This window comes from Pseudomonas putida, assembly GCF_026625125.1.
Lineage (GTDB): Bacteria > Pseudomonadota > Gammaproteobacteria > Pseudomonadales > Pseudomonadaceae > Aquipseudomonas > Aquipseudomonas putida_X.
Genome location: NZ_CP113097.1, coordinates 2,418,162 through 2,438,652, shown reverse-complemented (window position 1 = coordinate 2,438,652; position 20,491 = coordinate 2,418,162). Strand labels below are relative to the sequence as shown.

Annotated in this window: 19 protein-coding genes and 1 pseudogene; 14 read left to right on the top strand and 6 right to left on the bottom strand. The window is 65.7% G+C overall.

Annotated features, from left to right (window positions below; translation table 11 throughout):
- Window positions 1-9 precede the first annotated feature (9 nt).
- From OSW16_RS11230 to OSW16_RS11220, 3 genes are all read left to right on the top strand, one after another.
- Window positions 10-1,167 carry an alpha/beta hydrolase family protein gene (locus tag OSW16_RS11230; RefSeq protein ID WP_267823096.1) on the top strand — a complete coding sequence of 386 codons (1,158 nt, stop codon included), beginning with the start codon at window positions 10-12 and terminating at the stop codon, window positions 1,165-1,167.
- 129 nt (window positions 1,168-1,296) lie between these two features.
- Window positions 1,297-2,640 (top strand): metal-dependent hydrolase family protein, encoded by a 1,344-nt coding sequence (locus OSW16_RS11225; protein WP_267823094.1) that lies wholly within the window; start codon window positions 1,297-1,299, stop codon window positions 2,638-2,640.
- A 2-nt stretch (window positions 2,641-2,642) separates the two neighbouring features.
- Window positions 2,643-3,086 carry a GlcG/HbpS family heme-binding protein gene (locus tag OSW16_RS11220; protein ID WP_267823938.1) on the top strand — a complete coding sequence of 148 codons (444 nt, stop codon included), beginning with the start codon at window positions 2,643-2,645 and terminating at the stop codon, window positions 3,084-3,086.
- Here the strand turns inward: OSW16_RS11220 and OSW16_RS11215 are convergent.
- Together OSW16_RS11215 and OSW16_RS11210 are read right to left on the bottom strand one after the other, a co-directional pair.
- Window positions 3,077-4,006 carry a LysR family transcriptional regulator gene (locus tag OSW16_RS11215; protein WP_267823092.1) on the bottom strand — a complete coding sequence of 310 codons (930 nt, stop codon included), beginning with the start codon at window positions 4,004-4,006 and terminating at the stop codon, window positions 3,077-3,079. The genes OSW16_RS11220 and OSW16_RS11215 overlap by 10 nt on opposite strands.
- A gap of 99 nt (window positions 4,007-4,105) precedes the next feature.
- Complete coding sequence (locus tag OSW16_RS11210; RefSeq protein ID WP_241805894.1) at window positions 4,106-4,504, bottom strand: nuclear transport factor 2 family protein; 399 nt, start codon at window positions 4,502-4,504, stop codon at window positions 4,106-4,108.
- A 184-nt stretch (window positions 4,505-4,688) separates the two neighbouring features.
- Here OSW16_RS11210 and OSW16_RS11205 point away from each other — a divergent pair, with 184 nt between their 5' ends.
- Genes OSW16_RS11205 through OSW16_RS11190 form a run of 4 tightly spaced genes read left to right on the top strand, consistent with a single transcriptional unit; the run spans window position 4,689 to window position 10,473 of the window.
- Complete coding sequence (locus OSW16_RS11205; RefSeq protein WP_267823090.1) at window positions 4,689-5,861, top strand: ABC transporter substrate-binding protein; 1,173 nt, start codon at window positions 4,689-4,691, stop codon at window positions 5,859-5,861.
- A gap of 15 nt (window positions 5,862-5,876) precedes the next feature.
- Window positions 5,877-6,746, top strand: coding sequence for a branched-chain amino acid ABC transporter permease (locus OSW16_RS11200; RefSeq protein WP_267823088.1), 870 nt, complete (start codon window positions 5,877-5,879; stop codon window positions 6,744-6,746).
- Window positions 6,743-9,229, top strand: a complete 2,487-nt coding sequence (locus OSW16_RS11195; RefSeq protein WP_418942101.1) for an ATP-binding cassette domain-containing protein — start codon at window positions 6,743-6,745, stop codon at window positions 9,227-9,229. Before OSW16_RS11200 ends, OSW16_RS11195 begins: the two co-directional genes overlap by 4 nt.
- Window positions 9,226-10,473: an amidohydrolase family protein gene (locus OSW16_RS11190; protein WP_267823084.1), complete on the top strand. Its 1,248-nt coding sequence runs from the start codon at window positions 9,226-9,228 to the stop codon at window positions 10,471-10,473. The genes OSW16_RS11195 and OSW16_RS11190 overlap by 4 nt, the downstream gene beginning before the upstream one ends.
- On the opposite strand, the gene OSW16_RS11185 is transcribed toward OSW16_RS11190, so the two are convergent.
- Both OSW16_RS11185 and OSW16_RS11180 read right to left on the bottom strand, forming a co-directional pair.
- Window positions 10,442-11,137, bottom strand: a complete 696-nt coding sequence (locus OSW16_RS11185; RefSeq protein WP_267823082.1) for a GntR family transcriptional regulator — start codon at window positions 11,135-11,137, stop codon at window positions 10,442-10,444. The two genes, OSW16_RS11190 and OSW16_RS11185, sit on opposite strands and share 32 nt — an antisense overlap.
- A 74-nt stretch (window positions 11,138-11,211) precedes the next feature.
- Window positions 11,212-12,753 (bottom strand): gamma-glutamyltransferase family protein, encoded by a 1,542-nt coding sequence (locus OSW16_RS11180; RefSeq protein WP_267823080.1) that lies wholly within the window; start codon window positions 12,751-12,753, stop codon window positions 11,212-11,214.
- A 138-nt stretch (window positions 12,754-12,891) separates the two neighbouring features.
- Here OSW16_RS11180 and OSW16_RS11175 point away from each other — a divergent pair, with 138 nt between their 5' ends.
- Window positions 12,892-13,140: a CsbD family protein gene (locus OSW16_RS11175; RefSeq protein ID WP_241805901.1), complete on the top strand. Its 249-nt coding sequence runs from the start codon at window positions 12,892-12,894 to the stop codon at window positions 13,138-13,140.
- Window positions 13,141-13,302: 162 nt separating this feature from the next.
- Here the strand turns inward: OSW16_RS11175 and OSW16_RS11170 are convergent, their stop codons facing one another.
- Window positions 13,303-14,778, bottom strand: coding sequence for a PAS domain S-box protein (locus OSW16_RS11170; RefSeq protein WP_267823078.1), 1,476 nt, complete (start codon window positions 14,776-14,778; stop codon window positions 13,303-13,305).
- 195 nt (window positions 14,779-14,973) lie between these two features.
- Between OSW16_RS11170 and OSW16_RS11165 the strand changes: the two genes are divergently transcribed.
- The 3 genes from OSW16_RS11165 to OSW16_RS11155 all read left to right on the top strand — a co-directional run bounded on the left by OSW16_RS11165 (window position 14,974) and on the right by OSW16_RS11155 (window position 16,634).
- On the top strand, window positions 14,974-15,960 hold the full coding sequence (locus OSW16_RS11165; protein ID WP_267823076.1) for a hypothetical protein: 987 nt from the start codon (window positions 14,974-14,976) through the stop codon (window positions 15,958-15,960).
- Window positions 15,961-16,033: 73 nt separating this feature from the next.
- Entirely contained in the window at window positions 16,034-16,213 is a 180-nt protein-coding gene (locus OSW16_RS11160) for a CsbD family protein (RefSeq protein WP_267823074.1), read from the top strand.
- Between the two features lie 205 nt (window positions 16,214-16,418).
- The gene (locus tag OSW16_RS11155) at window positions 16,419-16,634 is read left to right on the top strand and encodes a TIGR02450 family Trp-rich protein (RefSeq protein ID WP_241805905.1); all 216 of its coding nucleotides are present in this window, start codon (window positions 16,419-16,421) and stop codon (window positions 16,632-16,634) included.
- A gap of 45 nt (window positions 16,635-16,679) precedes the next feature.
- On the opposite strand, the pseudogene OSW16_RS11150 reads toward OSW16_RS11155, so the two are convergent.
- Window positions 16,680-17,449, bottom strand: a pseudogene (locus OSW16_RS11150) (IclR family transcriptional regulator domain-containing protein).
- 174 nt (window positions 17,450-17,623) lie between these two features.
- On the opposite strand from OSW16_RS11150, the gene OSW16_RS11145 reads away from it, so the two are divergent.
- The 3 genes from OSW16_RS11145 to OSW16_RS11135 are packed head-to-tail and all read left to right on the top strand — an operon-like array spanning window position 17,624 to window position 20,476.
- Entirely contained in the window at window positions 17,624-18,433 is an 810-nt protein-coding gene (locus tag OSW16_RS11145; protein ID WP_267823072.1) for a shikimate dehydrogenase family protein, read from the top strand.
- 4 nt (window positions 18,434-18,437) lie between these two features.
- Window positions 18,438-20,171, top strand: coding sequence for an FAD-dependent oxidoreductase (locus OSW16_RS11140; protein WP_267823070.1), 1,734 nt, complete (start codon window positions 18,438-18,440; stop codon window positions 20,169-20,171).
- Window positions 20,156-20,476 (top strand): NIPSNAP family protein, encoded by a 321-nt coding sequence (locus tag OSW16_RS11135; RefSeq protein ID WP_267823067.1) that lies wholly within the window; start codon window positions 20,156-20,158, stop codon window positions 20,474-20,476. Before OSW16_RS11140 ends, OSW16_RS11135 begins: the two co-directional genes overlap by 16 nt.
- Window positions 20,477-20,491: the final 15 nt, after the last annotated feature.

Below are 20,491 nucleotides of genomic sequence, written 5' to 3'. Positions count from 1 at the left end.
ACAACAACAATGTTCCGCTACTTCCCCACCAACTACGTCTGGAACCTCTCGGTGGACCTGGCCATCGAAATGGGCGCCCGCCTGGGCGAGATCGAAGCCATGTGCGCGCCGCTGCAGGAGGCGGCGCGGCAACCTGACGCCGCCGGCACCCAGGCCTTTCGCGAAACCTGGTCAAAGATGGCCGACAAGCTCTGCGCCCTGGCCGATGAAGACGAGGCCGCTGGCCGATGCCTGTCCGCTGGCGAAAAATACAACCGCGCCGCCACCTACTACCTGACCTGCGAACGCCTGCAGGCCCATGGTGCGCCAGGGCGCGAGGCGCTGTACCAGCGTTTCCTGCAGACCTTCGCCCGCGGCATCGAGCTGTCGCGGGAAAACTGCGAGCGGGTGCAAATCCCCTACGAAGGCCAGTATCTGAGTGGCCTGCTGGTGCGCGCCGAAGGCACCACCGGCCCGGCGCCACTGCTGGTGCAGGTCAATGGGCTGGATTCGACCAAAGAAATGAAATATCGCGTCGGCCTGCCGGCGTGGCTGGCCAAACGTGGCGTTTCCTCGCTGATCATCGACCAACCCGGCACGGGCGAGGCGCTGCGCCTTCAAGGCCTGACCGCCCGTTACGACAGCGAACATTGGGCCAGCCGCGTGGTGGACTGGCTGGAAACCCGCCCGGAAGTCGACGCCAAGCGCATCGGTATGGAGGGGGTTTCGCTGGGGGGGTACTACTGCCCGCGAGCGGTGGCCTTCGAGCCGCGCTTTGCCTGCGGCGTGGTGTGGGGCGCCAACCACGACTGGCGCGACGTGCAGAAGCGGCGCCTGGAGAAGGAAGGCGACTTCCCGGTGCCGCATTACTGGGCGCACGTGTGCTGGGTCTGGGGCGCGAAGGACATGGACGAATTCATGACCATTGCCGAAAACGTGCACCTCGATGGCGTGCTCGACCGCATTCGCGTGCCCTTCCTGGTGACCCACGGTGAAAAGGACTCGCAGATTCCGCTCAAGTGGGCCCACCGCACCTACGAGCAACTGGTCAACAGCCCCAAGCGCGAACTGAAGATCTTCACTGAGCGCGAAGGCGGCGTGCAGCATTCAAGCTTCGACAACAGCATCAATGCCGGCCAGTACATCGCCGACTGGGTTGCCGAAACCCTTGGCGGGCATACCGCCTGAACCCTTGCGGGCGCGGGCGCCGGCGCAGGTATCGATGCCATCGATGGGTGGCCAACGACAGGATCTGATGGTGCCAGGCGCCGCAGGCACATAGCCTGCCGGAAACAACACGAGGAGTAGCATCCGACCATGAGCGCCTTGCACCTTCACTGCGCCACCCTGTTCGACGGCGCCAGCCTTCAGGCACGCCAGCAACAGACGCTGATCATCGAAAACGGCGTGATACGCCATGTTGGCGCGACCGCCCAGGCACCGCGCCCAGTGCCCGGTGACCGCGAAGTACGCGGCGACTTCGTCATGCCGGGGCTGGTCGATGTGCACACTCACCTGGCGTTCGGCAACGCCCAGAGCGAAGAAGACATCGACATCTGGACCAGTGATGAATTCCGCGCCTTGCGCGGTATGTTCTTTGCCCAGCACGTACTGGCTGCCGGGGTCACCTCGATGGTCTGCCCGGGTGACAGCGGCCAGCTCAGCATCGCTGTGCGCAATACGGTCAACGCCGGGCTCTTCGAAGGCCCGCGCATTGCCGCAAGCAGCCGTGTGATCACCAACCGGCAAAGCCTCAACGACTGGTTTCCCAGCCGCGTCGGCGCCCCTGAATACTTCACTGCGGCGCTGGTTACCAGCCGTACCGAAGCCATCGCGCAGATCCGCAAGCAGGCCAAGGATGGCGTCGACCTGATCAAGATCGCCATGGACGGCACACACCGCCGCCCCAACGGGGAGATCATCGCGGCCTTCACCGCCGATGAAACCCGCGAAATGGTCGACGAGGCGCACCGCCTCGGCTGCCGGGTAGCCACTCACGCCTACGGCCGCGAAGCGGTGATGTACGCGGCCAAGGCAGGCGTGGATCTGGTGTTCCATGCCTTCTACATGGACGACGCCTGCATCGAAGCGCTGCTGGAGGCAGGCAGCGTACTGGCGCCCACCATGACCTTCCCGCAGAACACCGTAGATTTCTGCCAGCCCCACGACCCGGCAGTGACCACAGGCTACGCCGGCTACTGCGCCCGTACCCTGGAACTGGGCACGCCGGTGCTCAAGCGCGCCAAGGCCGCCGGTGTGCCGTTCGCCTGCGGCAGCGACAGCGGTTTTGCCGTTACCCCTTACGGTGAGTGGCATGCGCGTGAACTGGAGTTGCTGGTCACGCGCCTGGGTTTCACCACGGCCCAAGCGCTGCACGCGGCAACCAACGTCGGCGCACGCCTGATGCCGCGCGGTGAAACGCTCGGCACCCTGGAGCCAGGCAAGCAGGCCGACCTGTTGCTCCTCGACGGCTCGCCGCTCGATGACATCCGCATCCTGCAAGACCGCAACCGCCTGCAGGCGGTGTACAAGGCAGGCCAACCGGTACGCCTGCAACGCACCCCTTACAACCCCAAACAGGTCTCGGACTTCAACTCCCTGAAATGGACCGAACTCTACACCCGCGACCGTGTCGCCGAGCTTGGCAAATGGAGCCAGTGATCATGCAGGTGCTCGATTTCGAAACCGCCACGCGGCTTGCCGCGTCCACGCTGCGACATGCCCGGGCCTTGGGCATGCGGCCCCTGGCCGCCGCCGTGCTCGATGCGGCAGGCCACCCACTGGCGCTGTTGCGCGATGAGCAGGCCAGCGCCTTGCGCCCGCAAATCGCCACCGCGAAAGCCAGCGGCTGCCTGGGCATGGGCTTCGGTGGCCGGGAGCTGGCACGCCGCGCTCAGGTGATGCCAGCGTTCTTCGACGCGATCAACAGCCTGACCCATGGCCACGTGATCCCGGTGCCCGGCGGTGTTCTGCTGCGCAATGCCGAAGGCGCCCTGCTGGGGGCCATCGGCGTCAGCGGTGACACCTCTGACAATGATGAACGCTGCGCCTTGCTGGCCATCGCAGAACTGGGCCTGGCCGCTGATACGGGCGACCCTCAGGCGTGATCGACCCCCGCCGCCTGCTCGGTGAGCACCTGCCGGAGCCAGCCCAGGGCCGGGTCGGATGCTTGCTGCGGGTGCCACTGCAGCACTTGCGCAACCATCGGGAAGGCGATGGGCGAAGGCAGTACCCGAAGCGCATGATGACGCGCCAGCGCTTGGGCCTGGCGCCGGAACAACGTCGCGATGCGCGGCGTACCGCTGACGAAGTCGCCCATCAGCGCGAAGCTTGGCACCGCCACGGCCACACGCCGCTCGATGCCGATATCGCGCAGGTGCTGGGTGTCGACCGAGAGGTTTTGGCCATCGGTGAACTCGCGCACGACATGCGCGGCCGCACAGAACTGAGCCAGGCCAAGGCCCGACTGGTAAGCCGCTTCGTGCGCACACACAACGCAGCACAGCTCATCTTCGAGCAACACTGAGTGGGGATAGCGCAGGTTGATGCGCCGCTGAGGCACGATCACCAGATCGCTACGGCGGTAGTCCAGGGCCTCGGCCACCACGTCACCGTCACGCGACACCGGCAGGTCGCGAACCACCAGCGAGATACCGGGGGCCACGCGGTCCAGCACACGGCTGAGGGCAGGCATGACAGTGGCCGCCACATAGTCCGATGCCACCAGGGTGAAGCGCCGCTCACAGCGGCCGGGATCGAAGCCCAGGGACGTCTCGACCACCTCCCCGACCAAGCTCAGCGCCTCCCGCACCTTGGGTGCCAACTGCCGCGCCAGGGCACTGGGCTCAAGGCCGCGCCCGAGGGGGATCAGCAGGGGGTCCTGAAAGTGCTCGCGCAGGCGCCCCAGCGCAGCGCTGGTGGCAGACTGGCCAAGGTTGAGGCGCTGCGCCGCCCGGCTGACGCTGCACTCATCGAGCAGCACATCCAGGGCGACCAGCAGGTTCAAATCGAGACGTCGGTAGCGCATGGGCAACTTATACCCGACAGCGGTGCGCTCACGGTGCGGGTTTCGCGCTACCAGGTATCGCCAACGGCGATACCTCAGGCCACACCGCAACTGACCCGCTCAGGCCTTGCCGATCTCCGGCGCCAGCATCCATTCGGCGCTGTCGTTCCACACATCCATGCGCACGATCTTGCCCGCCTTCACTTCGAAACGGTCCAGGTAACGGTTGCCGGAAAAGCTGCGGCCATCCGGCCACTGCCCGTACAGGGTGCCATTGGAATACACCACGGTGTGGTCCTCGCGCTCACACCAGTCGAACTGCCCCAGCTGCTTCTTCACCCAGGTGTAACGCGCGCCATTGAACGCGGTGATATCGGCCGGGGTGGGCATCGCGCGGCCGCCGGTAAAGGTAATGCGCACGTCGTCGCTCATGAACGTGGCAGCGCGCACCGGGTCGGGGGCCATGGAAGCAGCGAGGAAGTCGCGAACGATCTGTACGGCGCTGTTGCTTTCGGTCATTGCAAGTCTCCGAGGGTGTCCAGAACGGGGCGCAGGCCCCGAGCGATGCCTTGATCCAGTGCACGCGAGGGCGCTGAAGCCGAAGGCGCAAGCCCCAAAACACGGGGTGCCCGAAGTATTTTCCAAATGGCACCTGTTTTGCTAGCACATTTTTATAAATTGCTAGCAATCAGGAGTTCGAACCATGTTCAGCGGTTCCTTGCTACGTCGCTGGCTGCCCTGCGCAGCCTTTTCCCTGGCCTGCTGCACGGGCTGGGTACAGGCTGCAGAGCCGATCAAGGTGGGCCTGGTGGCCGCGTTGTCGGGGCAGTCTGCCAAGTCCGGCGAGGCCCTGACCCGGGGCCTGACCCTGGCCATCGATGAGATCAACGCCCAAGGCGGGCTGCTGGGCCGCCCGGTGGAACTGGTGCGCCGCGATGACGAGAGCAACCCGGCCAAGGGCATGCTGGCGGCGCGCGAGTTGATCCAGCGGGAAAAGGTCAGCGTGCTGTTCGGCGGCCTCGACACCCCGGTGTCGCTGGCCATCGTGCCGTTGGCCAACCAACTGAAAACGCCGTTCATGGGGATCTGGGCGGCAGGCACCAAAATCACCGAGAACGGCGCAAAGGACAACTACGTGTTCCGCGTGTCGGCGGTGGATGAACAGGTGGACGAAGCACTGGTCGCCTATGGCCTGCGCCAGGGCATGAAGTGCCCGGGCCTGATCCTGGCCAATAACCCTTGGGGCGAGTCGAACCTGGCAGGGCTAAACGCCGCTATGGCCCGCCGCGACATGGCCCAGGCGCCGGCCGAGCGCTTTGAGGACAGTGACCTGGACATGGTGCCGCAACTCACCCGCCTGAAAAACGCAGGCGTCGACACCCTGCTGCTGGTGGGCAACGTCGGGCCTTCGGCGCAGGTGGTCAAATCGCTCCAGCAGATGGGCTGGAACGTGCCGGTGGTGTCGCACTGGGGCCCGGCCGGCGGCCGCTTCGGCGAGCTGGCCGGGCCTGACGCCGGGCGCGTGCACTTCATCCAGACGTTTGTCTTCAGCGCCCACAACAGCGCCCGCGGCGATGCCTTGCTGGCCGCTCTCAAGCAGCGTTACCCGCAGGTCAAGACCCTGGCCGACGTGACCCCCGCCGTGGGCATCGCCAACGCCTACGACGCCATGCACCTGGTGGCCCTGGCGATCGACAAGGCCCAGGATACCCAAGGCACGAAGGTGCGTGACGGGTTCTATGCCATCAGCGACTACGAGGGGCTGATCAAACACTACCAGCAGCCGTTCAGTGTTGACCGCCACGACGCCCTGGGCCCTGAGGACTATGTCTTCAGCCGCTTCGATGGCGACACCATCGTACCCGTGACGCCCTGAGCGGAGGCCCTCGACATGATCACCACCGCACTGGTCAGCGGCCTGGGCCTGGGCAGCATGTATGCGCTGCTGGCGCTGGGCTTTCACCTCACCTATGCCGTGTCGCGCACGGTCAACTTCGCCCAGGGCAGCGCGATGATGGTCGGCGCCGTGCTTGGCTACAGCCTGACCGTGACCTGGGGCTGGCCGTTGTGGCTGGCACTGCCCACTACCCTGCTGCTGTGCGCGGTGCTGGGCCTGGCCATCGAGCGTTTTCTGGTGCGCCCCTTCCATGCCCGTGGCTCGGACGCCTGGCTGATGGCGACCGTGGCGGGCGGGCTGCTGCTGGACAACCTGGCGATGTTCACCTTCGGCAAGGAGCCACGGCAGTTCGGCAGTGCCCTGACCAGCCTGCGCCTGGACCTGGGCGACAGCAGCCTGAATGCCGTGCAGTTGGCCATTCCGCTGGCCGGTGCGGCGGTGGCGGCCGCGCTTTACTGGGTGCGCCGACGCACACAGCTGGGCCTGCGCCTGGAAGCCTGCGTGCAGAACCCACGGGCAGCCCGGCTGATGGGCATCGACGTGAACCGCGTGGTGGCGGCGGCCTTCGCCCTGTCGACCGTGTTCGCGGCGCTGGCGGGCCTGCTGATCGCACCGCTGTACAACGTGCACGCCGACATGGGCACGTTGTTCGGCCTGAAGGCTTTCGCCGTGGCCATCCTCGGCGGCATCGCCAGTGCGGGTGGGGTGTTCGCGGCAGGCCTGCTGTTTGGCCTGCTCGAGGCGGTGGTCACGCTGTATTTCGGCTCTGCGTTCACGCAATTGCTGTGCTTTGCACTGGTGATCGTGGTACTCGCGGCACGTCCTGACGGCCTGTTCGGCCGCAAACTCTGGGTAAAGGTATGACCATGCGCGAGCGACTCGCCCCCCTCGGCCTGGCCCTGTTCGGGGTCGCCAGCCTTGGCCTGGCATTGGGCCTGGACAGCTACTGGCTGTTGATCCTGACCTTGTACGCGCTGGCGGTCACCGTCGGCGTGGGCCTGAACATCCTGATCGGTTTGTCCGGGCAGATGTCCTTCGGGCACATCGCGTTCTATGCCATCGGCGCCTACCTGTCGGCACTGCTGACACTTGCCGGCCTGCCGCTGTCGGGCGCCCTGCCCCTGGCCGGCCTTGGCTGCGCGCTGTTGGGCGGCTTGCTGGCGATCCCGGCGCTACGGGTCAGCGGGCCTTACCTGGCAATGATCACCATTGCCTTTGCCCTGGTGGTGCACAACGGCCTGATCGAGTGGCGCAGCATCACTGGCGGTGCCAACGGCCTGATGGGCATTCCACTGCCTGAAGTCGGCACGCTGGACCCGGCCCTGCTGCTGGCACTGGCTGCGGTGCTGCTGATGCTGGCGGCGCTGGCGTTCTACTGGAGCCTGCAGCGCAGCGGCTGGGGCCTGGCAATGCGGGCGGTGAAGGCGTCGGAGATCGCCGCCCGTTCATTGGGGGTCAACCCGGTGCAGACGCGGACCTTGGCCTTTGCCCTGTCGGCAGGGCTGGCGGGCGCAGCCGGGGCGCTGGTAGCGCCGGTGCTGATGTTCATCAACCCGGCAGCGTTCCCGTTCTCGCAGTCGATCCTGTTCGTCCTGGCGGTGATCGTCGGTGGCGCCGGCATGCTGTTCGGGCCGGTGCTCGGTGCACTGGTGATCGTGCTGCTGCCTGAACTGCTGGCCGACTTTGCCGAGTACCGGCTGCTGGCGTTCTCGGTTTTGCTGCTGGCGGTACTGTGGGCGGCACCACGCGGTGTGCTGGGCAGCCTCGCCAAGCGGTTTTGGCGGCCGCGGCACGAGCCGGTCACCGCACAGCCGGATGCGGCGGTGCTGCGGGCGTTCTTCACCGGTGGTGCGCGGCATGGGCTGAAGGTCGAGGGCATCGGCATCCGTTTCGGGGGTGTGCAAGCCGCGCAGCACGTCAGCCTGCAGGCCTTACCAGGCAGCATCACCAGCCTGATCGGGCCCAATGGTGCGGGCAAATCCACGGTGCTCAACCTGATCAGTGGTTTCTACCGCCCCGACACCGGCTCGATACAGCTGGGCGCGGAGCTGGCCGGGCAGCCGGCCTGGCGCATCGCGCGCGCCGGTATCGCCCGTACGTACCAGACCACCCAGCTGTTCGGTGAGCTGAGCGTGCTCGAGAACCTGCTGCTGGCCTTTCAGCAAGGTGCCATCGAACGGCCCTGGCCGTGCCAGCAAGCCACACGCAAGGCCTTGGCCATCGGGTTGCTGGCGCTGGTCGGCTACCGCGGCAACCTGCACGTCGCCGCCGATGACCTGCCCCACGTCGACCGCCGCTTGGTCGAGATCGCCCGAGCGCTGGCCAGCCGGCCGCAGGTGCTGCTGCTCGACGAGCCGGCTGCGGGCCTTGGGCGGCAGGACACCGACCGCCTGGCCACGCTGCTGCAACGCCTGGCCGCCTTCAACCTGGCGATCATCCTGGTCGAGCACGACATGCCGCTGGTGATGGCCGTGTCGCACAGGCTACTGGTGCTCGACGCCGGCAAACCGATCGCCTGGGGCACCCCTGAACAGGTGCGCTCGGACCCGCGGGTGATTGCGGCGTACCTGGGGGGCACCGAGTACCAGGCCCAGCCGCGCGCGCAGGCCTGGGCGGGCTCGCGTGATGCCGTGCTGCACGTGCGCGACCTGTGCATCGACTATGGCGCGGCGCCAGTGGTCGAAGCTGTCGACCTGGTGGTCAACCCGGGTGAGCTGATCGCCATCCTGGGCGCCAATGGCGCCGGCAAATCGAGCATTCTGCAGGCCCTTGCCGGCCTGCACCGGCCACGTGGCGGCAGTATCGTGCTGGACAACCGCAGCATCGAAAGCCTCGATGCCAGCCAGATCGCCCGCCTTGGCCTGGCCCTGGTCCCTGAAGGCCGGCAGCTGTTCGGCCAGTTGAGCGTGCGCGAGAACCTGCTGCTGGGGGCCAACGTGCGCCAGGATGCCGTCGATGCCGACGGCGAAATCGCCGCGATCCTCACGCGCTTCCCCCGCCTGCGCGAACGCATCCACAGCCCGGCCGGGCTGCTCTCGGGCGGTGAACAGCAGATGGTCGCGATTGGCCGCGCGCTGATGGCCAAGCCACGCATCCTGCTGCTGGACGAGCCGTCCCTGGGCCTCTCCCCGGCGATGATCGGCGAGCTGTACGACGCCCTCGCCGCCCTGCGCGACGAAGGCGTGACGTTACTGCTGGTCGATCAGATGGCTAACCTGGCACTGCAGGTGGCCGACCGCGCCTACGTGCTGGAAACCGGCCGCATCGTCAAACAGGGCAGCGCCGAGCAACTTCGCGGTGACCCACAACTGGAAGCCGCCTACCTGGGCGCTGGAGCCGCCGCATGAGCCATCTGGAACTGATCAATGTGCGCCTGGGCGACGGCCCGGCACTGAGCCGTCTGCTGATCGAAGACGGCCGCTTCGTGGCCCGGCTGAGCCGGCCGGCGCCCAAGCTCGACCTCGGCGGCCGGCTGGTGCTGCCGGGCCTGATCGAAACCCATATCCATCTGGACAAGGCCTGCATCCTTTCGCGCTGCCACCTGCGCGAAGGCACGCTGGCCGAAGCCATCGCCCAGACCCGCCTGGCCAAAGCCGCGTTCACCGAGGCCGATGTTTACGCCCGCGGCGCGGCTGTGCTGGAGCAAGCCATCGTACAAGGCACCACGCACATGCGTACCCATGTCGAGATCGACCCGGGTGTCGGCCTGACCGGCCTGCGCGCCATCCGCAGGCTACAGGCGGATTACGCCTGGGCCGTGACCCTGGAGATCTGCGTGTTCCCGCAGGAAGGCATGCTCGACAACCCCGGGACCGAAGCGCTGTTGTGCCAGGCCCTGGACGAAGGCGCCGAAGTGCTGGGCGGCTGCCCTTACACCGACGCCGACCCTAAAGCGCAGATCCGCCGGCTGTTCGAACTGGCGGTGGCCTACGATCGCGACCTGGACCTGCACCTGGACTTCGACCTGCAAATCGCCGGCATGACCTTGGGCGAGGTGATCCGCTGCACCCACCAGCATGGCTGGCAAGGCCGGGTCACCGTCGGCCATGTGACCAAGCTCTCGGCGCTGCCGCAGGCCGAACTGCTGCGCATGGGCCAGGCGTTGGCCGAAGCCGGTGTGCACGTCACCTGCCTGCCGGCCACCGACCTGTTTCTCACCGGCCGTGACCGCTTCCATGACAAGCCCAGGGGGCTGGCACCGCTGGCACAACTGCATCAGTGCGGGGTGACCTGTTCGTTGTCCAGCAACAACATCGGTAACCCTTTCACGCCCTATGGCGATGCCTCCCTGGTGCGTCAGGCCAACCTGTACGCCAACGTCGCCCAACTGGGCACGCCGCAGGAACTGCTGCTGTGCCTGGGCTGGATCTCACGGCAGTCGGCGCGCCTGCTGCGCCTTGCCGACTATGGCCTGGAACCGGGTTGCCGGGCCGACTTCGTGGTGTTCGACGCGCCCTCGCCCGCCGAGGTGATCGGCCGTATCGCCGCGCCGCTGATGGGGTTCAAACAGGGCCGGCAGACCTTCAGCCGGCCACCGGCCGAGCTGTTCCCAGCACCGCTCACAGCCCTGACAGTGCCTGGCGCAGGTTGACCTCAGGCGCAGTCACATCCTCGAGGGCCAACTGGCCTTCGAGTTCGTCCAGGTGCGCGATCATTTCGTCCACCGCCGCCTGGGTATCGCCAGCGCGCAAGGCATCGATGATCGCCTGGTGCTCGTCCGAGGCACAGGGCGGGCTGTCACCGCGCTGATACAGGGCGACGATCAGCGAACTGCGCACCATCAGGTTGCCGAGGATGTCGGCCAGCACCTGGTTACCGCTCACCTCACCCAACAACAGGTGAAACTCACTGAGTTCGCGAACGATGGCGCGGCGATCGGTGCTGGCAGTGGCTGCACGCTCGTCGTGCATGTGCTGTTCGATGCGTACCTGATGCTCGGCGACATGCGCCGGGGTGATGGCCTCGACGATCGCCCGCTCCACGGCGCGGCGTGCGGCGAAGATTTCCCGTGCTTCGCGGGCACTTGGCTGGGCCACGGTGGCGCCGCGGTTGGGCTCGATGTCGACGATGCGTTGCATGGCCAGGCGTTGCAGCGCAGCCTGCACGTGGTTGCGGTTGGCTTGCAGGGTCTCGACGATGTGCGCCTCGACCAGGCGCACGCCGGGGCGCAGGCGATGCTGGGCAATGGCCTTGGCGAGCATCTCGGCGATGCGCTGGACTTCTTGTTGCTTGCTGCTGACCGTCTTGCCTTTCATCGCGACCTCGAAACCCTCAAACGCTTTGGGCCGGCATTATCCGCCGGGCCACGCATTGCGGCAATCGGCGTGGTTCAGTCCTGCTGGCCAAGGGCGCTGCCCTGGCTGCGCGGGTCATAGGCAGCGGTGCGCTGGCCGTCCAGGCCGATGGCAATCACGCCGGCCAGGCCCATCAACGGGCTCAACGCAGGCGTGGTCTCGACCTGGTGGCCACGGTCGGCCAGCCCCTGCACCACCGTTGCGCCGATATCGGCCTCCAGCTTGAGGTTGTCGGTGCTGTCGAAGAAGCTGCGCCCAAGCAGAAAGCGCGGTGCACGCAACGCCGCCTCGGCAGGCTGCTGGTAGTCGATCAACTGGGTGGCAAGCACCATCTGCGTCTGGGGCTGGCCATCGCCCCCTTGGGTACCGAAAAACCAGCGGCGCCCATCATCGGCCAGGTAGGCCGAAGGGTTGAGTGTATGTGCCGGCCGCTTGCCGGGCGCCCAGGCGTTGCAGTGCCCCGGCTGGGGGCTGAAACCTGCCGCACGGTTGTGCCAAAGGATGCCGGTATCGCCCAGGATGCACCCGGAGCCGAAGTCATGGAACAGGCTTTGGATCAGGCAGGCGCTGCGCCCGGCGCGGTCGGTGGCGGCCATCCATACCGTGTCGGCCGGTTGCCCGGGCTCTCCCCAGGGCGTCGCTCGTTGCTCGTTGAGGGTTGCGGAAGGCAGAGCAAGCGCGTGCTCGAAGTCCCAACCAGTGGCGCGTGGATCATGGAGTTGAGTGTTGCGCTGCAGCAGGCCCTGCTTGATCGCTTCGACCAGCAGGTGGTAATAGCCCGGCGTGCCGTTCTCGCCCAGGTTCAGGGCCTGCAGCGCAGCCATGGCACGCAGCGTGTACAGGCCTTGGCTGGGAGGCGCGACATTGTACAGCCGGCCGTTGCGATAACGTACGCAGAGCGGCGCCGCCAGGTCTGCACGGGTGGCGCGCAGGTCTTCGACGGTCAGGCCGCAACCCAGGGCGTCGAACGCCACACCGAAGGCCTCCGCCAGTTCACCGTGGTAGAAATCGCTTGGGCCACGCCGCGCCAGGTGCTCCAGGCTGTTGGCCAGCGCGGGTTGGCGCAGACGGCCACCTTGGGGCGTACACAATGCCTGCAGGTTGGGCAGTGTCTGGATGAGGCTGGCGCGCTGCCCTTGCCAGAACAGTTGCGAGGCGGATACCTCTACCCCGTCCCGGGCCAGCCCGGCGGCGCCTGTCAGCAGGTCGGCCCAGCCCAGCCGCGACCCCCACTGCTCGCTGATGGCCTTGGCCTGCGCCCAACTGGCCATGGCCCCGGCCGTGGTCGCGACCGAGGCAGGCCCACGCAGGCTGATCGCGCCCGCCGCAGGCAAGCGCCTGCCGGCCTGGCCGATCCCGATGATGGTGCGTACCTGGTCATCGTGGAGCAACCACAGTGCATCACCGCCCAGGCCCGTCATGTGTGGGTACACCGCTGCCAGCACGGCACTGGCGGTGAGCATGGCATCGATTGCGCTACCCCCGCCGTCGAGCACCTCCAGGCCCGCAGCGCTCGCCAAGGGGTGCGGGGTGCACAGCACGCCACCGCGGGAATGGGCGACCAGGGACTCGTTCATTGCTAGCTCCTTTATGGATATTGCTAGCAATCAGCAAGGATCGTTCCCAATCGCGTAAACCGCTTTGAACTAATCCACCCGCCCCGCTCCCTAACCTTGTGCGTTCCCATTGCCACTCACTAGGAAGGTTTGATCACTATGAAAAGCGAACAAGTTGAAGGTGTTGCACAGAAAGTCGCAGGCAAGGCGCAGAGCGCGGTGGGTCGGCTTTTCGAGGACCCGGCCCTGGAGGCAGAGGGCGATGGCCGCCAGGTCGCTGGCCAGCTGACCAAAACCTACGGTGACGCACTGAACAACGTCTCTGCCTTCGTAAAAGAGAAGCCCATCACCGCACTGGCAATCGGCGCCGCCCTCACCCTGGTGGTGAGCCGCCTGCTGCGTCGCTGATAAGCAAAAGGTCGGTCCGAGGGCTTCAAAGACCATGAAGCCCTTTGGCGTCCAGCAGAGGCCTCGGCAAAGCAGTCGTGTGCTGATGGCTTGTAAACCCCCACCTCCGATCGCCCACTGGCGATAGCCCAGGCCCCTCCCCGGAACCTGTGCCTGAGCCAATCAATGCGTGAACAGGCGTCGCTCACGCGCCCAGACAATGGCCTCACTGCGGCTGTGAACATCGAGCTTGGAGTACACCGTTGCCACATGGTTGCGCACGGTATTGAGGGCCAGGTTCAACCGCGTGGCGATTTCCTTGTCGGCAAGGCCTTCGCAGATCAGCGCCAGCACATCGCGCTCGCGGCGGGTCAGGTCGGTCAATGAGGCGTCAGGCAAGCGGCCGGTGTTCAGGCGCTTGGCATTGGCCAGCTTCTCGATCAAGGTCTGGCTGAACCACGACGCATCCTGCATCACCGTTTCTATCGCCTCGACCAACTCCAGCTCGGAACGCTTGCGTTCGGTGATGTCCATCAGCACCAACAGGTAACACGGGGTGTCCTGCAAGCTCACGGTGTCCGCCTGCAGCACACAGTCGAGACGGTCATTGCCTTTTTTTCGCAGCTTGAGGTCCAGCCCCTCGATACGCCCGGTTTTTTCCAGCGCATCGAACACTTGAGTCGCGACACGCCGATCATCCATGAAGTCGATTTCGGCCACGGTCTTGCCGATCAGCTCCTGGGCGGCGTAACCCAGGGTGTCGAGAAAGGCTTCGTTGGCATCGATCAACTGCTGCCTGTCGGCGCTGCACACCACGGTGGGCACTGGGCTGAGGCGAAAGGCCTTGGCAAAGCGTTCCTCACTCTGGCGCAGGGCATTTTCCGCCTTGCGCCGGGGCTCCAGGTCGGTGAAAGAAAACAGCATGCAATCTTCTTCGTGCATGTCCAGGGGTTGCCCGGCCACGATGACCAGCTTGGTGCCGCCATCGGGCAAGCGCAGTTCAGCCTGCATCTGCGGGATGGTGGCCCCTTCCATGAGCCGCTCGATAGCCAATTCCTTGCGTTCGGCGTTTTCCAGCACATCCACTTCATAGACAGAACGGCCGATGACGTTCTCCCGCACATGGCCGGTCATTTCCAGAAAGCCCTGGTTGACCTTGATGAAGCGCAAGTCGCTGAGCCTGCAGATGACCGCAGGGGCCGGGTTGGCATTGAAGGTCTTTTCGAAGCGCTGCTCGGCACTGGCCCATTCGGTGGCATCGGCCAGGATCAGCACCAGCGATTCGGCCTCACCCTTGCTGTCTTCCAGCACCATGCTGCGCACCCGGTGCACACGGCTGCGCGCTTCATCGTCGCCAACAGCTAGCACCTCCACCATCACGTCGCTGAACACCTCTCCTGCGGCCACCCGCGCGATCGGGTACTGCTCGGGTTCAAGGGGGTGATTGTTGCGGTAGCGCAGGGCAAAGCGTGCGCGATAGCCCTCAGCGTCGCTGCCCAGTTGTTCCAGGCTGTCGACCCCGTGCATGCGCAAAGCCGCTTCGTTGGCCCAGATGATGGACTGGTCGACCTCCAGCAGGATCACGCCATCGGACAACCCGGCGATGATTTGCTGAAGTTGGCGGCGGTTGGTCTCGCGGGCAAGCACGGCGTCGCTCATAGAGGTTCTCCAATCGGCAGGTCTGCATGGCCTGGAGCTTAATCGCTGCAGGCCGGCCAGGGTTGGTGCGAATGCACTAATCGATCAGGTGCGGATGCGCCATCACAGCCTTGCATGTGACCTGCAAACTGGCCCTGACGTTGCACCAGGCCTGCGTTGCCGGTGCTACCGGATCTAACCCACGAGGATGCATAGATGACTGAATCGTACGTGACCACCCCAACGAACGCTGTCAGCCCGCTACGGGTATCGTGGAGCGCCGTGTTCGCAGGCGGCGCCATCGCCCTGGTCAGCTACCTGGTACTCAGCGTGCTGGGCACGGCAATTGGCGCCGGCGCCATGAACCCTATGGCTGACGGCAATCCGCTGCAGGGCTTCGGCACCGGTGCGGGGGTATGGCTGTTCATCAGCACCCTGCTCTCGGTCGCGGCAGGTGCCTGGGTCGCCGGGCGTACCGCGCCCACCCGGGGCGGCCTGCATGGCCTGTTGAGCTGGACAGTGACCACCCTGCTGGCTACCTGGTTGCTGGCGTCGTTGGCCGGCACCGTGGTTGGCACTGCCGGCAACATCGCTGGCAAGGGCCTGTCGCTGGCGGCCGACGGCGTCGCTGCCGCCGCGCCCAGTGTGAGCCAAGGCATCAAGGAGCAACTGAACAAGAAGGGTATTTCGCTGGACTGGGACAGCCTGGAAGCCGAGTTGAACAAGACCTTGGCGCAGTCTGGCAAGGCTGAACTGGCCCCCTCGACCCTGGAGCAGAAGGCCGAGCAGGCGCAGGCTCAGGGAGAGTCGGCAGGACGCATCGCGGCCGAGAACCCGACCCAGGCCATCGACCAGCTCAAAGCATGGTTCGAGCGCGTGCGCAAGGCCGGTGAACCTGCCCTGAGCGCGGCAGACAAGCAAGCGTTGGTCAACATCGTCGCTGCGCGCACCGGCAAGAGCCAGCAGGAGGCCCAGCAGGTGGTCGATAACTACGCCCGTGCCTATGAACAGGCTGCCGAGCAGGTGAAGGTGCTTAAAGAGCAGGCCGAGCAACAGGCTCGCGAGGCTGCCCAGGTCGCCGCCAGCAACGTCTCGAAAGCCGCCTGGGGCACCTTGGTAACCCTGCTGATCGGTGCCGCCTTGAGTTTTGGCGTAGGCCGCTTCGCGCTGTCGTCACGCAAGACGCGCGTTGCCACGGTGTGAGTCGCAACGCCAACGCTGCAGGTACGCTTCACCCAACCCACGTTTCACGGATGTCTGTCGAAGGAGAAAAACCATGAGCAGCACTTCGGACAAAGTAAAAGGCTTGGCCAACGAAGCCATCGGCAAGGTCAAGCAAGCCGTAGGCAGGGCCACTGGCAACACGGAACTGGAGGTCAAAGGCAAGGTGCAGGAGAAAAAAGGCGAAGCGCAGCAGGTAGTCGGTGACGTCAAGGACGCCGTCAGCAAGGATTGACCCTTGCGCATGAGCCATAACAAACGGCTGCCTGAGGGCGGCCGTTTGCCGTTTCTGGGGGTGTACGGTTCTCGGCTTGCGGCCCGGCCATGCCACACACCGCAGTCGGTAGGCATCGACCGGCCAGATACTGGCCGGGCAAGTATCCACGGTGGCTTGCCTGCCTGTATAACGATCAGGATGCACTCTCGCCCAAGGAGCAATGATGAACCGCTTCAACCCGGACAAATTGAAACTCTCGAAATGGACAGCGCGACACCCCACGAACCGTGAAAAACACTTCCTGGTGACCGACCTGGAACGGGATGAAGAGGGGCATGTACTGCGTGTAGAACTGGAAGCGGTGCACAGCAAGCGCAGCCAGTGGCTGGACTGGCAGGTGCTGCGTGACCCTGAGGTATGGCTGATGGGCTGGCAGTGAAAACCGCCTGGCCCGCTGCCCTCGTACCTACCCCACGCTGCCCGGTCAGCCAAACACCGGTTTGAGCAGCGCCTGCGCCTCATACAGCGGTGGCAGGTAACGCAGGCGGATCTCATCCATGCTCAACCGCGATGCATGGGTAGTGATGGTCAGCGTCGCCTTCAACTGCCCCGCCCGGTCCAATAACGGCACGCCGATTACGCGCATGCCGACTTCGAACTCTTGATCGACGATGCAGTAGCCCTGCTCGCGCACCTGCTGCAACGTCGCGTCCAGCAGCGCCCTGTCGGTCTGGGTGTAGGGCGTCAGCGGGTGTAGCGGATTGCGGGCGAAATAATCATCGCGCTGCGCCTGGCTCAGTGCCGCCAGCCAGACTCGCCCGCCGGCAGTGCAATACATCGGCACCCGCGAGCCGGGCCGTATCGACAGCGAGGCGATGTGGCTGTAGCGGCTACGCACCAGGTGGATGATTTCGTCGTCGTCGCGTGTCCCCACCGAGACATGTTCCTGGGTCTGCCGGGCCACTTGCTCGACGACCGGGCGCAGCATGCGTGGCAACTGCGCCGAGTCCACATAGGCCTGGCCGACACGCAGGGCCTTGGGGGTCAGCCAGTAGTGGCGGTTGTCGGTTTCAGCGAAGCCTTCATGCACCAGGGTCAGCAGAAAACGCCGCGCCGCACTGGGCGTAAGGCCCGCTTGCCTCGCGGCCCGGGCACCGTGAGGCGCGGCTGCTCGGCGTTGAACAGCTGCATGAGCGCCAGGCCTTTTTGTAAACCGGCAATCAAGTCGCGGGGGTGAATCAGGGGTTTGTCCATGTCTTGCACCCTCGAGTGGAGAATCGTGGCCGCCAGGCAAGCCGAATTGTGCAGTTGCCGCGATAATCGCGCCATGAGTGCGATTATCGCATCAAACCCCTGGCAAGCGCATTGTGACAACGCCGCCACCGCCTCACCCTGACTTCCACAACAACACCCCTAACGGAAGTCACCATGATCAAAGGTTCGACAGCGCTGGTCGCCATCGTCGGCACGCCCATCGCCCAGGTGAAATCGCCTGAAAACTTCAATACCTGGTTCAGCAACAATGGCCATGATTTGGCCATGCTGCCCATCGACTTGCAGCATGCCGCGCTGGACGCGTTTATCGACACCTTGCGCGGCTGGCGCAACCTGCGCGGTTGCGTGGTGACCGTGCCTTACAAGCAGGCATTTGCCACCCGCCTGGACGGCCTGAGCGAACGCGCAGCGGCCCTGGGCTCGGTGAACGTGGTACGGCGTGAAAACGACGGCCGCCTGTATGGTGACAACGTGGACGGCGCGGGCTTTCTGGGCGCAGCACGCAAGCACGGCTTCGCCCCTGCGGGCAAGCGAGTGCTGATCGTCGGTTGCGGTGGCGTCGGCAGTGCCATCGCCTACGCACTGGGTGAGGCCGGGGTTGCCCAGATCACCCTCGCCGACCCCGAAACGCCTCGCGCCACAGCGCTTGCCGGCCTGCTGGGCAAGGCCTTCCCTGGCGTCGGCAGCACCACCGCATACAGCACGCTGGACGCCTTCGACCTGGTGGTCAACGCCTCGCCCGTGGGCATGGGCGGCACGGGCGAACTGCCGCTGCCCGCTGCACTGCTGGGCACGCTCAAAAGCACCACGCTGGTAGCCGACGTTGTCACTTCGCCCGAAATCACCCCGCTGCTGCAACACGCGCGTGAACGCGGCTGCGCGGTGCAGACGGGCGCGCAAATGGCCTTTGCGCAACTTGGCCACCTGGGCGCCTTCATGGGCGTAACGCCACTGGAGATCTGAGGCCATGCCCCCTATCGAAAACGCGCAAGCGGTGTACGACCTGGTGGTGCTTGGCAGTGGCGCCGGTGGCCTGGCTGCCGCCGCCACGGCATCGCGCCTGGGCCTGAAGGTGCTGGTGGTGGAAAAGGCCGAACACTTTGGCGGTACCTCGGCGATCTCCGGGGGTGCTGCGTGGTTGTATGGCTCGGATCAGGCGCGCACCGCCGGTGCGCAGGACTCACCCGAGGCCGTCACGACCTACCTGAAAAGCATCATCGGTGCCGGCTACAACGGCGAACTGGTGGACGCCTTCATCGCGCGCGGGCACCAGGCGCTGCGCTGGCTGGAACACAACACCGAACTGCGCTACGCCCTGCGCCCGCACTCGCCGGACTATTACCCGGACGCACCCGGCGCCACCGCGTTTGGCCGTGCGCTGGAAATGGTCGAGTACGACGGCCGCCGGCTCGGCCCACGCTTCAAGGACCTGAAAATGCCACCGCCGGGCATGCTGTTGTTCGGCGCGATGATGGTCAACCGCGAGGACATTCAGCACTTTTTGAGCCTGCGTCGCTCCCCGCGGTCACTGTGGCATTGCCTGAAACTGATGGCGCGCTACGCACTGGACCGGGTTCGCCATCACCGTGGCACGCGCCTGACCACGGGGAACGCACTGGTGGCGCGCCTGGCCAGCACCGCCTTCGCCCACGGCGCACAGCTGTGGTTGCGCAGCGAAGCGCAGGCACTGATCGTCGAACACGGCACGGTCACCGGCGTGGTGGTGCAGCATGAGGGCCGCCGCACGCAAGTCCATGCCCGCGGTGGGGTGGTCTGCGCCATGGGCGGGTTTGCTGCGGGTGCACTGGCGGCGGCCCACCGCCCGGACCCTGACGCGCCACACCTGACCATGTCCCCCGCTGGCAACGACGGTGCTGCGCTGCGCCTTGCCCAGGCGGTGGATGCCGCCCAGGGCGAGGGCTTGGCGGCCAATTTCTTCTGGGCGCCGGTTTCCGAGCGGCGCCATGCCAGTGGAGAGCGCGAGCGCTTCCCGCACCTGGTCACCGACCGCGCCAAGCCCGGCGTCATTGCGCTCGACCCGGCCGGGCGGCGCTTCGTCAACGAATCCAACTCCTATCACCACTTCGTACAGGCCATGTTCGCCAATGGCATCAGCAGCTGCTGGCTGGTCTGTGACGCCGAGGCCATGAACCGCTACGGCCTGGGCCTGGCACGGCCCAAACCGGTGGACAACACGGCCCTGATCGAAGCCGGCTACCTGCACCGCGCCGGTTCAGTGCAAGGGCTGGCACAGGCCATCGGCGTGTCGGCGCAGGTGCTGCAGGAAACCCTGGAGCGCTTCAACGCCGACGCCCGCAGCGGCATCGACCGGCAATTCGACAAGGGCGGCAACAGCTACAACCGTTACATGGGCGACCCGCAACACAAGCCCAACCCATGCCTGGCGCCACTGGCCAAGGCCCCGTTCTACGCCATCCGCCTGCACACCGGCGACCTGGGCTCGGCGCGCGGCCTGGTGACCGATGCCAACGCCAATGTACTCAACCGCGCCGGTGCGCCGATCGTTGGCTTGTATGCCGTCGGCAACGACATGAACTCATTGATGAATGGCACCTATCCGGGCCCCGGGATCACGCTGGGCCCTGCCCTCACCTTCGGCTGGATCGCTGCCAGCCATATCGCTGAACGCCTGCAAGCCCACAGCCCTGACACGGAGACGCTTCCATGTACTACGAAATGAGAACCTACACCCTCGACCCACTGAAAATGGCTGACTGGCTGGCCCTCTACCAAAGCCACGCCCTGGCGGTGCAACGCGAACACCTGGGCAACCTGGTCGGTTTCTTCACCAGCGAATTCGGTGAGGTGAATCAGGTGGTGCACATCTGGGGTTATGCCAGCCTGGACGAGCGCAGCGAACGGCGCGCGGCGATGGCAGCGGACCCACGCTGGGCCCAGTTCTCGCGGCTCAACCGTGAACTGGGCGCTGTACTGCGCCTGCAATCACGCCTGCTGCGGCCTACCGGCTTCTCGCCGCTGCAGTGACAACCGAACCGGAGT

Bases quoted from the DNA above. Each gene is read 5' to 3' on its own strand.
- OSW16_RS11220 (WP_267823938.1), top strand. From the start codon at position 2,643: ATGCAGGTGCTCGATTTCGAAACCGCCACGCGGCTTGCCGCGTCCACG.
- OSW16_RS11195 (WP_418942101.1), top strand. From the start codon at position 6,743: ATGACCATGCGCGAGCGACTCGCCCCCCTCGGCCTGGCCCTGTTCGGG.
- OSW16_RS11135 (WP_267823067.1), top strand. From the start codon at position 20,156: ATGTACTACGAAATGAGAACCTACACCCTCGACCCACTGAAAATGGCT.
- OSW16_RS11140 (WP_267823070.1), top strand. From the start codon at position 18,438: ATGCCCCCTATCGAAAACGCGCAAGCGGTGTACGACCTGGTGGTGCTT.
- OSW16_RS11180 (WP_267823080.1), bottom strand. From the start codon at position 12,753: ATGAACGAGTCCCTGGTCGCCCATTCCCGCGGTGGCGTGCTGTGCACC.
- OSW16_RS11155 (WP_241805905.1), top strand. From the start codon at position 16,419: ATGAACCGCTTCAACCCGGACAAATTGAAACTCTCGAAATGGACAGCG.
- OSW16_RS11225 (WP_267823094.1), top strand. From the start codon at position 1,297: ATGAGCGCCTTGCACCTTCACTGCGCCACCCTGTTCGACGGCGCCAGC.
- OSW16_RS11205 (WP_267823090.1), top strand. From the start codon at position 4,689: ATGTTCAGCGGTTCCTTGCTACGTCGCTGGCTGCCCTGCGCAGCCTTT.
- OSW16_RS11165 (WP_267823076.1), top strand. From the start codon at position 14,974: ATGACTGAATCGTACGTGACCACCCCAACGAACGCTGTCAGCCCGCTA.
- OSW16_RS11170 (WP_267823078.1), bottom strand. From the start codon at position 14,778: ATGAGCGACGCCGTGCTTGCCCGCGAGACCAACCGCCGCCAACTTCAG.
- OSW16_RS11190 (WP_267823084.1), top strand. From the start codon at position 9,226: ATGAGCCATCTGGAACTGATCAATGTGCGCCTGGGCGACGGCCCGGCA.
- OSW16_RS11160 (WP_267823074.1), top strand. From the start codon at position 16,034: ATGAGCAGCACTTCGGACAAAGTAAAAGGCTTGGCCAACGAAGCCATC.
- OSW16_RS11210 (WP_241805894.1), bottom strand. From the start codon at position 4,504: ATGACCGAAAGCAACAGCGCCGTACAGATCGTTCGCGACTTCCTCGCT.
- OSW16_RS11145 (WP_267823072.1), top strand. From the start codon at position 17,624: ATGATCAAAGGTTCGACAGCGCTGGTCGCCATCGTCGGCACGCCCATC.
- OSW16_RS11230 (WP_267823096.1), top strand. From the start codon at position 10: ATGTTCCGCTACTTCCCCACCAACTACGTCTGGAACCTCTCGGTGGAC.
- OSW16_RS11185 (WP_267823082.1), bottom strand. From the start codon at position 11,137: ATGAAAGGCAAGACGGTCAGCAGCAAGCAACAAGAAGTCCAGCGCATC.
- OSW16_RS11200 (WP_267823088.1), top strand. From the start codon at position 5,877: ATGATCACCACCGCACTGGTCAGCGGCCTGGGCCTGGGCAGCATGTAT.
- OSW16_RS11215 (WP_267823092.1), bottom strand. From the start codon at position 4,006: ATGCGCTACCGACGTCTCGATTTGAACCTGCTGGTCGCCCTGGATGTG.
- OSW16_RS11175 (WP_241805901.1), top strand. From the start codon at position 12,892: ATGAAAAGCGAACAAGTTGAAGGTGTTGCACAGAAAGTCGCAGGCAAG.